The following is a 10,230-nucleotide window of genomic DNA, read 5'->3' on the forward strand; positions in this document are numbered from 1 at the left end:
CCGACCGATCCGCCCGCGCGGGCCGCCCCGCGCAGCCGCCGCGCACGCCGCAGGCGCAGCGCAAGTCCGAGACCCGCTCGCGCCTCATCGACGCGGCCGCCGAGCTCTTCGCCCGCAAGGGGTTCCACGCCGTGTCCGCCGAGGCGGTCGCCGAATCGGCCGGGCGTACGACCGGCGCGCTCTACAGCCATTTCGGTGGGAAGGAGGGCCTGCTGCTCGCCCTCCTGGAGGTCTGGAAGGAGCGCACCGCCGAGGAGCTGGCCGCCGAGATCGCGGCGGGCGACCCCGCCGATCCCGCCGTGCACTTCTCCGCGATGTGGGGGAGCCTCACCCGCCCCCACCCCGAACACGGTGACTCCTGGCTGCTGTTGGAGACGGAGCTGTGGCTGCACGCCGCCCGCGGTCCCCTCATCGGCGGTCAACTCGCCCAGCGTTACGCCGAGATCCGCTCCCAGCTCGGCGAGGGGCTCGCCGACTGGGCCGAGGCCACCGGGACCCCCCTCGGCCGCCCGCCCGAGGAGACCGGCGCCCTCGTGCTCGGGATCCTCCTCGGGCTGGCCATGCAGCACCGCCTCGACCCGCAAGGCATCCCCGACACCCTCGTCGTCGAAGCCCTCGGCGCCGTCCTCAGATGAGCCGTCCTCAGATGAAGGGAACCGACCGTGATCCCCACCGGTGAGATAGACCTGCTCGAGGACACCTGGGCCCGCGAGGTCCCGCACGCGCAGTTCGCCCTGCTGCGCCGCGAGGACCCGGTGCACTGGCACGAGGTGCCGGGCCGCCACGACGGGTTCTTCGCCGTCACCCGCCACGCCGACGTCAAGGCGATCAGCCGCGACCCCGAGCTGTGGTCCACCGAACTGGGCTCCTTCATGATCCGGGACCAGGCCCCCGACTCCCTGGAGACCCTGCGCCTGGTGCTGCTGGGCATGGACGCCCCGCGCCACTCCCGGTACCGCTCCCTGGTCAGTGCCGGGTTCACGCCCCGGGTCGTCCGCAGGCTCGCGGCCCGGATCCAGGAGCGGGCGGTCTCCCTGGTGGAGAGCGCGGTCACCCCGGGCCGGGACATGGACTTCGTGGCCGAGGTCGCCGCCTGGCTGCCGATCCAGACGATCTGCGAGATGGTCGGCGTACCCGAAGGTGACGAGCGGCTGATCTTCGAATGGAGCAACCGGATGGCCGGCGGCCAGGACCCGGAGCTCTCGGCGGGCAAGCACGACAGCGACCTCGCGGCCGCCGAGATCTACGCCTACTGCGACGCCCTGGCCGCCGAGCGCCGGGCCCGCCCCCGCGAGGACATCCTCTCGACGCTGGTCCACGCCGAGGTCGACGGGGACCGGCTGACGGAGGACGAGATCAACATGTTCTTCGTCCTGCTGTGCGTGGCGGGCAACGAGACCACCCGCAACCTGCTCTCCGCCACGCTGCTGGCCCTCATCGAGCACCCGTCGGCGCGCGCCGAGCTGGCCGCGGCCCCCGGGGACGAAGCCCTGTGGACCTCGGCGACGGAGGAGTTCCTGCGTTGGGGCGGCTCGATCCACAACTTCCGCCGCACCGCGACCCGCGACACCGTCCTGCGCGGGCAGCCCATCGCCGCGGGCCAGAAGGTGGTCACCTACTACACCTCCGCCAATCGCGACGAGGAGGTCTTCGCGGACCCCTTCGCCTTCGACATCCGCCGCACCCCGAACGACCACGTCACCTTCGGCGGCGGAGGCCCCCACTTCTGCCTCGGCGCGGGCCTGGCCCGCACCCAGATCAAGGCCCTCGTCCGGGAGCTGCTCCGCCGCCACCCCGACTTCGGCCTGGCCGGCGATGTCCGCAGGCTGCGCTCGGACTTCATCAACGGTGTGAAGTACCTCCCGGTGCGCTTCGGCTGAGGCGCCGGCCGATGCTCCGCGTAGGCTCGGCCGGATGTGGATGCGCGAGAAGATCTGGAACGAAGCGACCCCGGCGGAGCGGCGGCTGGCGGGCCTGGCGGTGAACCCGGCCACGCCGGACCGCCTCCTGCTGAGGCTCCTCGCCGACGGCCCGCCGGCCGCGCGGATGGCGCTGTGCGGCGACCGGGACCTGCCGGACACGGTGGTGGACGCGCTGCTCGACCACCCCGACAAGCGGGCGCGCGCCGTCTTCGCTTCCAGTCGGCACGCCGATCCCGCGCAGCGGGCCCGGTTCGTGGACGACCCCGAGTGGTTCGTGAAGGCCCACCTCGCCGAAGGGCCCGCCCTTCACGTGTTGCGGCGGCCCAGGCCACTGCCGGACGAGGTCGTCGTCCACATGATCAGCACGTACGAGAACGACCTCCTGGGCGGTCTCTACCGGCAGATCTCCGCAGGGCTCCGCGACAGCATGCCGACCCACCCAGAGGTGAAGGTCCGCAGGTACGGGGTGGGGTGTTTCGGGTTCCCGGCCGAACTGCGGGCGTCACTGCTCGTCGATCCCGACCCCGACGTGCGGGACAGCGTCCTCCGGCGTGACCAGCACGAGGACCCGAGCTGGGTGGAGGAGAACCTTCCGGACCATTCGTGCCACGCGCGCTCCGGCATGCTGGTGAACGACGCCCTGAGCCGCGCCGTCGTCGACTCCGTCCTCACCGCCCCGGTGGGTGAGGGCGAGCGGGCGGCGCTTGCGCACAACTCCAGCCTGCCGTACGACGTCGTGGTCCTGCTGGCCGCCGATCCCGACCCGGCCGTCCGCAAGTGCGTCGCCGAGCGCGCCGATCTCGGTCCCGCCGAGCGGGCGGCGCTGGCCGTCGACCCCGATCCCGAGGTGCGCCTCGCCATCTCCCTCCACTCGGCCCTCACCGAATCCGAGCGGGCAACGATCGACTACGCGGTGCCCGAGGGCGGCGATTTCGGCCCCTATCCGGACTGGCCGGGGGACCCCGCCGCCGTCCGCCTCAAGGCCCTCTCCGGCCACGTCCTGCTGCGCCGCAGTGCTGCCTCCGATCACCACCTGCCGCCGGACCTCGTCGCGCTGCTCGCCGCCGACGCGGACCTCGGCGTACGGGTCACCCTCGCGCAGAATCACCCCGACGCGCCCGCCGAACTCCTGCTGCGCAGCTTCCTGGAGTACACCGGCCGGGAGCGCGACCACCTGCCCACCCGGCCGCACTTCCCCACCATCGGCCTGGCCGCCTACGCCGACCACGAGGACCCGGCCGTACGGGCCCTCGTGGCCCGGGACCCCGAAGCGGCTCCGGATCTCGTCGACCGGCTCACCCGCGATCCCGATCCGGAGGTCCGGGCCGCCCTGGCCCTGCATCCGAACCTGCCCGCGGCCCGTATCGCCGAACTGCTGGAGGACGAGGAGCTGGCCCGGTACGCGGCGGCGAACCCGGCGCTGGATCCGGCCGTGATGGAGGAGCTCGTCGACTCCCTCTGCTGAGCCACTTGTAGAGCACCTGCTGATTGATGCTCAAAGATGCTCGGTTGTAAGCCAGTTCGAGCATGTTCCTTCAAGTGGGGCCCCGGGAGCGCTATGTTGCCCGGTGCATGCCAAAAGGTGTGTCCGCGATCCGGACCGCACGAGGAGCCGCCCCATGAGACTCATCAGCATCCGCAGGAGCCAACGGCGGCGGCGCGGCCCGGCGGCCGCGCTGCTCGCCGCGGCGCTCGCCGTGGCCGGCCTGGCCGCCGCCGGACCGATCGCCTCACCGGCCTCGGCGGCGGACACCGCAGTGGCCGCCCCGGCGCCGTCCACCGCGGGCAACGTCACCGGATTCACCCAGTCCGGGAACACCTTCACCGCCACCGCGTCCAGCGGCGCCAAGGCCCGCGTGGTGGTCGCCCGCGCCGACATCTTCCGGCTCTGGCTCTCGCCCGACGGCGCCTTCACCAACGACCCGGCCGGCAAGGACCTCGCCCCCACCACCGACTTCGGCTCCGTCAACGCGAGCTGGACCGACGCGGGCACGTACTACCGGATCACCACCGGCTCCCTGTCCATCCGGGTCAACAAGACGCCGCTGCAGTTCTCCGTCTACCGGGCCGACAACACCACCCCCGTATGGCAGGAAGCGCAGCCCACCTCCTGGACCAACAGCCAGACCACCCAGTACCTCGCGCGCGGCGCGGACGAGCAGTTCTACGGAACCGGCCTGCGCCTGGGCGAATGGGCGCTGCGCGGCAAGACCGTCCCGGTCGCCGTCGACAACAAGTGGCGCGAGAACAACAACGCCAGCCCCGCGCCCTTCTACATGTCGACCAACGGCTACGGCGTGATGCGCAACACCTGGGCCCCGGGCTCGTACGGGTTCAACGCGCCCAGCACGCTCACCCACGACGAAAAGCGCTTCGACGCCTGGTACTTCACCGGCGACTCCCTCAAGTCCGTCCTCGACGCCTACACCGACGTCAGCGGCAAACCCTTCATGGCACCGTCGTGGGGCTTCGAGCTCGGCAACGCCGACTGCTTCAACGCCTCCAACCCGGCCTACCAGGGCGACCACAACCGGCTGCGCCACCAGACCACCCCGGACGTCGTCGGCTACGCCACCGACGCCCGCGCCGCCGACATGCCCTCGGGTTGGTTCCTGCCCAACGACGGCTACGGCTGCGGCTACACGGCGCCCCTGAAGTCCACGGTCGACGCGCTCAAGGCCAAGGGCTTCCAGACCGGCCTGTGGACCTCGACCGGCCTCGGCTCCATCAACGAGGAAGTGGGCACCGCCGGCAGCCGCGGGGTGAAGACCGACGTTGCCTGGATCGGCGGCGGCTACAAGACGGCCTTCAGCGGAGTGCAGCAGGCCGTCGACGGCATCGAGAAGAACTCCGACGCCCGCCGCTACGTCTGGACCGTCGACGGCTGGGCCGGCACCCAGCGCAACGCCGTCGTCTGGACCGGCGACACCAACGGCACCTGGGACGACATGCGCTGGCACGTCCCGGCCATCACCGGTGCCGGCCTCTCCGGCCTCAACTACGCCTCCGGGGACGTCGACGGCATCTTCGCCGGCAGTCCGAAGACCTACGCCCGCGACCTGCAGTGGAAGGCCTTCACCCCGGCCTTCATGACCATGTCGGGCTGGGGTGCGACCGGCCCGACCGCCGGATACCAGGACAAGCAGCCCTGGCGGTTCGCGGAGCCGTACCTCTCGATCAACCGCAAGTACCTTCAGCTGAAGATGCGGCTCATGCCGTACCTGTACACGATGAGCCGGACCGCGAACGAGACGGGCGTCCCCAGCACCCGCGCGATGGTGCTCGAATACCCCGAGGACCCGGTGGCGCGCGGCAACCTGACCAGCGGCCAGTTCATGGCCGGTGATTCCTTCCTGGTCGCGCCGGTCGTCTCCGACACCTCCGTACGGGACGGCATTTACCTGCCCGCCGGTACGTGGACGGACTACTGGACGGGCAGGACGTACGCCGGACCGGGCTGGCTCAACGGCTACCAGGCGCCCCTCGACACCCTGCCGCTCTTCGTCAAGGGCGGCGCGATCGTCCCGATGTGGCCGCAGATGAACTACACCGGAGAGAAGGCCGTCTCCACCCTCACCTACGACATCCACCCGCGCGGCAACACCTCCTTCAGCCTCTACGAGGACGACGGCATCACCCGCGCCTACCAGTCGGGCGCGTTCGCCCGCCAGCAGGTCGACGTCACCGCACCCGTCACCGGCGCCGGCGCGGTCACCGTCTCCGTCGGCGCCCCGACCGGCGACTACACCGGCAAACCCGCCTCCCGCGGCTACGAGTTCACCCTCCACGTGGCCACCGCCCCCGGCGCGGTCACCGTCGACGGCTCCGCCCTGACCCGGCTCACGAGCAAGGCCGCGTACGACGCCGCGGCGACGGGCTGGTTCTTCGACGCCTCCGACCGGGGCGGCATCCTGTGGACCAAGACGGGTGCCAAGCCGGGCGCGTTCAGCGTCACGGCCACCGGCACCTCCGTCCCGGCCGCCGACCCCATTCCCGCCACCTCCAGCCCCGTCCCGCAGTCGGCCTGGACCCTGGTCTCCGCCGACAGTCAGGAGACCTCCGCCGAGAACGGCGCCGCCCGCAACGCCTTCGACGGCAACACGGGCACCATCTGGCACACCGCCTGGTCCTCCGGCACCCCGGCCGCCCTGCCGCACGAGATCCAGATCGACCTCGGCGCCCGCTACACCGTGGACGGCCTCGGCTACCTGCCCCGCCAGGACGGCGGGGTCAACGGCCGGATCGGCGGATACGAGGTCTACGTCTCGGACACCACCACCGACTGGGGGCCGGCGGTGGGCACCGGCACCTTCGCCGACACCTCCTCCCTCAAGTCCGTCTCCCTGGCCGCGAAGGCGGGCCGCTACCTCCGCGTCAGGGCGCTGACCGAGGCGGGCGGCCGAGGCCCCTGGACCAGCGCCGCCGAGTTCACCCTCACCGGCCGCCCGACCCCGCTGCCGGCCGCCGCGACCCTGGTCAACGGGGCATCGGCCACCTGCATCGACCTCCCGGGGAGCGCCACCACCCCGGGCACCCAGCCCACCCTCTACAGCTGCCACGGCGGCCCGAACCAGCGCTGGACCCTCCAGGGCGACGGCCGCCTGACCGGACTGAACGGAGTCTGCCTCGACGCGGCCACGCCCTCGGCCGTAGCCGTCCAGACCTGCAACGGCAGCTCCGGCCAGACCTGGCAGACCGGCCCCGACGGCAGCCTGCGCAACGCCGGCCAATGCCTGACCCCGGCCGGCTCCGCCACCGCCAACGGCACCAAACTCACCCGGGTCGCCTGCACCACGACCGCGGCCCAACGCTGGACCTTCACTCCCTGACCCCCGCCCCCACCCCCCCCCCAGACCCCGGCCCGGCGTCCCGCCGGGCCGGGCTCGCCCTTCCCCCACCCCGTTGACCGGGGGTTATGGTGTGGCCCCGGGCCCCAGGCCCCCGTACCGCTCAGGAAGGCGCCCATGCCCGCAGGGAAGATGCACGCAGACGAACCGGACATCGACACCTCCCTCGTGCGCCGGCTGATCGCAGGTCAGTTCCCGCAGTGGGCGGGGCTCCCCGTCGAGCGGGTGGATTCCGCCGGCACCTCCAACGCGATGTACCGGCTCGGCGCGGACATGGTCGTACGGCTCCCCCTCACGGCGGGATCGGCCGCGGACGTGCTGTCGGAGCAGACCTGGCTGACGCGGCTCGCCCCCGGGCTGCCGGCACCCGTTCCCGTTCCGCTGGGCGCGGGAGGGGCCGCCGAGGGATATCCGTGGCCCTGGTCCGTCTACGGATGGCTCCCCGGCGCCAATCCGGTGGTCGGCGGGGTCGCCGAACCGGAGATGCTCGCGAAAGACTTGGCGGAGTTCGTCACCGCGCTGCACCAAGCGGATACGGAGGGCGCGCCGGCCTCCTACCGCAGCGAGACCCTCGCCGCGCGGGACGCCCGTACCCGCACCGTGATCGCGTCACTGGGCGCGAGCGGCGACATCGACGCCGCGGCGGTGACCGCGCTGTGGGAGGAGGCCCTGCGGGCCCCGGAGCGGACCGGTCCGCCGGTCTGGATCCACGCGGACCTCCAGCCGGGCAACATGCTGCTGGCCGACGACCGGCTCTCCGCCGTCATCGACTTCGGCTGCGCCGGTCTCGGAGATCCCGCGGTCGACCTGATCGCCGCCTGGTACGTGCTCCCGGCCGCCGCGCGGCCCGTCTTCCGGGCGGCCCTGGGCGCGGACGACGCGACCTGGACCCGCGGGCGCGGCTGGGCCCTGTCGATCGCGCTCCCCGAACTGGACTACTACCGCGTCACGAACCCGGTCATGGCGGCCACCGCCCGCCACGTCATCCGCGAACTCCTCGCCTTTCGCCCGGCGCACGACTGAACCCGGCCCGCCGGGGGATGGATCTTGTCGGTGCCGGTTGCGAGGATGGGCGCCATGACACCTTTACTCCTGACCGACATTGACCGTGCCGTCCGCAGCAGTTGGAGCGAGCAGACCTGCACCCCCGAGTACCGCGACCGCTGGACCCGGGAGAACCCCGCCCGTGACCAGTGCGGAGTGACCGCCCTGGTCCTCCACGACCTGCTCGGCGGCGAGCTGATCCGCGGCGAGGTCCTCGTCGACGGTGAGCGCGTGGACTACCACTGGTGGAACCGCCTGGGTCTGGGCGTCGAGATCGACCTGACCCGGGAGCAGTTCGGCCCGGAGGAGAAGATCAGCGAGGGCGTCGTCGTCCCCCGTCCCCCGGAGAGCGAGATGCGCCGCCTGCGCACGGAGTACGAGATCCTGCGCGAACAGGTGCTGGCGAAGCTCGAGATCGACGCGCGCTAAACGGCCCAGGCCTGGCGGTACGCGTACGGACGCCGGCGGGTCGGCACCCGTTCCCGTCCTCGCGATGACGGGGACGGGTTGCCGCCCTGGGCCGTGAATCGATCGTCGGGCAGGGCGGTCACCCAAGTCAATCCTCCACATTTCTGGTAACCCCCCAGTGATAGCTTGGGGGTTGTGACCCTCGACGACCTCCGTGTCTTCGTCGCCGTCTGCCGGGCCGGCAGCCTCAGCGCCGTCGCCCGCGACCTCGGCCGTACGCAGTCCGCCGTCAGCCAGCACGTCCGGCGGCTGGAGAAGGAGACCGGAGCCGCGCTCCTGGAACGCCACCCGCGCGGGGTGTCGCCCACCGAGGCGGGCCTGATCCTCCAGGCGGCCGCCGCCGACGGCATCGCCGGACTCGACGGGGCCCTGCGCCGGCTCGACACCCTCGTACGGGACGACGGCGGATCGGTCCGCGTCACCACCGGGGCCACGACCGTGCGGCACTTCATGGCCGAGGCCGTCGTCGCCTTCCGCGCCCGCCACCCCCGGGTCAGCCTGGAGTTCCAGACCGAGAACTCCAGCCGGAGCTGTTTCGAGGCGCTCGCCGCCGACGACCTCGACCTCGCCTGGATCACCATCGGCGGACCCGTGCGCGGCATCGAGCAGCGCCCCGTCATGAGCCTGCCCTGGGTCCTCGCGGTCGGCGCCGACGACCCGCTCGCCTCGCGCTCCCGACTGGAGCCCGCCGACCTGGCCGGCATCCGCCACATCAGGCTCCCGGAGAACTCCACCTCCCGCGCCCACCTCGACACCGCCCTCGACGAAGCCGGCATCCGGATCTCCTCCGACACCGGCGTCGCCGACTGGGACACCGCCCTACTGCTGTCCGAACTGGGCCTCGGCCACGCCGTCGTACCCGCCCTGCCCGGCTGGCAGGTCCCCGGATCGGACGGGCCGCTGCGCCTCGTGCCGATCCCGGCCCTGCGACCCCTGGCGGTCGGCTGGGCCGTGCGCCGCTGGTCCTCCCTCGCCCCGCTCGCCCGGGCCTTCGCCGACGAGGTGGCCCGCACCTGCGTGGCGCGCGCGGGCGCGTCCCGGCAGCCGTGACGCCGGCAGCAGTCCCGCGGCGGCCAGCGCGGCCAGGACTGCGGTCGAAGCCCCCGCCGTGCCCGCCGCCCCCGCCGTCCCCGCGGCCACGGCGATGCCGAGGGACGGCCCCACGTTCATCGCCGTCTGCTTGAGCCCGCCCACCACCCCCGCGTGTCCGGCGGGCGCGTCCCCGACCACCGTCCCGGTGGCCGTCACCATGACGGCGGCGAAGCCCGCTCCGAGCACCGCGAACCCCCACCCCGGCCCCAGCCCCGTGATCCCGAGCGCCACCAGCCCGGTTCCGGCGAGCGCCGTGGTCCGCGCCCCGAACCTGCGCAGCGCGGCCCCCGCCACCGGTGACCCGGCGACCATGGCGGCGGTCATGGGCAGCACCCGCAGCCCGGTCGCGAGCGGATCCAGCCCCGCCGTGTCCTGGAGCGCGAAGCTCGCCGAGAACAGGGCCCCGAACATCGCGCCGGAGACCAGGGTCAGCAGCGCGATGGACGAGGTCACCGAACGGGACCGGGCCACCGGCAGCGGTACCAGCCGGTCCTGGGGCCGCGCGGAGCGCCGCTCCGAGCGGACGAGCAGGGCCGTGAGCGCGGCCGCCGCGGCCAGCCCGGCGAGCGTCGCCGGCCCCGCCCAGCCGTGTTCCGGTACGCCGGCCAGCGCGTGCACGAGCACCGCCACGGCCGTCGCGAGCAGGGCCGCCCCGCCCGGCCGGACCCGGCCGGGCTCCGTGCGCGGGGGCACGGGAACCCGTACGAACAGGGCCGCGGCGGCGATCGCCAGGGCGGCGGGGACGTTCGCGACGAACACCGCGCGCCAGCCGAAGCGTTCGACGAGGAGGCCCCCGAGGAGCGGACCGGCCGCGGCGGACAGTCCGATGGCGGCGGTGCGCACCGCGACCGCGGTAC

7 protein-coding genes and 1 pseudogene are annotated in these 10,230 nt (G+C 73.0%); 7 read left to right on the plus strand and 1 reads right to left on the minus strand.

What is annotated here, in order from left to right; translation table 11 throughout:
* From ACWGDE_RS30990 to ACWGDE_RS31020, 7 genes are all read left to right on the plus strand, one after another.
* A partial coding sequence (locus ACWGDE_RS30990) for a TetR/AcrR family transcriptional regulator (protein ID WP_453392345.1) occupies positions 1 to 635 on the plus strand: 635 nt, incomplete at its 5' end.
* Between the two features lie 27 nt (positions 636 to 662).
* Positions 663 to 1,880, plus strand: coding sequence for a cytochrome P450 (locus ACWGDE_RS30995; RefSeq protein WP_453392346.1), 1,218 nt, complete (start codon positions 663 to 665; stop codon positions 1,878 to 1,880).
* A 34-nt stretch (positions 1,881 to 1,914) separates the two neighbouring features.
* Positions 1,915 to 3,387, plus strand: a complete 1,473-nt coding sequence (locus ACWGDE_RS31000; protein ID WP_453392347.1) for a HEAT repeat domain-containing protein — start codon at positions 1,915 to 1,917, stop codon at positions 3,385 to 3,387.
* Positions 3,388 to 3,541: 154 nt separating this feature from the next.
* Positions 3,542 to 6,751 (plus strand): TIM-barrel domain-containing protein, encoded by a 3,210-nt coding sequence (locus ACWGDE_RS31005; RefSeq protein WP_453392348.1) that lies wholly within the window; start codon positions 3,542 to 3,544, stop codon positions 6,749 to 6,751.
* A 135-nt stretch (positions 6,752 to 6,886) separates the two neighbouring features.
* Positions 6,887 to 7,792: an aminoglycoside phosphotransferase family protein gene (locus ACWGDE_RS31010; RefSeq protein WP_453392349.1), complete on the plus strand. Its 906-nt coding sequence runs from the start codon at positions 6,887 to 6,889 to the stop codon at positions 7,790 to 7,792.
* 54 nt (positions 7,793 to 7,846) lie between these two features.
* On the plus strand, positions 7,847 to 8,242 hold the full coding sequence (locus tag ACWGDE_RS31015) for a YunG family protein (protein ID WP_453392350.1): 396 nt from the start codon (positions 7,847 to 7,849) through the stop codon (positions 8,240 to 8,242).
* A gap of 174 nt (positions 8,243 to 8,416) precedes the next feature.
* The gene (locus ACWGDE_RS31020; protein WP_453392351.1) at positions 8,417 to 9,331 is read left to right on the plus strand and encodes a LysR family transcriptional regulator; all 915 of its coding nucleotides are present in this window, start codon (positions 8,417 to 8,419) and stop codon (positions 9,329 to 9,331) included.
* Here ACWGDE_RS31020 and ACWGDE_RS31025 read toward each other — a convergent pair.
* Positions 9,314 to 10,230, minus strand: a pseudogene (locus tag ACWGDE_RS31025) (MFS transporter); the annotation flags it as partial. The gene ACWGDE_RS31020 and the pseudogene ACWGDE_RS31025 sit on opposite strands and share 18 nt — an antisense overlap.

The organism is Streptomyces sp. NPDC054956 (assembly GCF_053609185.1).

Bases quoted from the DNA above. Each gene is read 5' to 3' on its own strand.
- ACWGDE_RS31000 (WP_453392347.1), top strand. From the start codon at position 1,915: ATGTGGATGCGCGAGAAGATCTGGAACGAAGCGACCCCGGCGGAGCGG.
- ACWGDE_RS31005 (WP_453392348.1), top strand. From the start codon at position 3,542: ATGAGACTCATCAGCATCCGCAGGAGCCAACGGCGGCGGCGCGGCCCG.
- ACWGDE_RS31010 (WP_453392349.1), top strand. From the start codon at position 6,887: ATGCCCGCAGGGAAGATGCACGCAGACGAACCGGACATCGACACCTCC.
- ACWGDE_RS31015 (WP_453392350.1), top strand. From the start codon at position 7,847: ATGACACCTTTACTCCTGACCGACATTGACCGTGCCGTCCGCAGCAGT.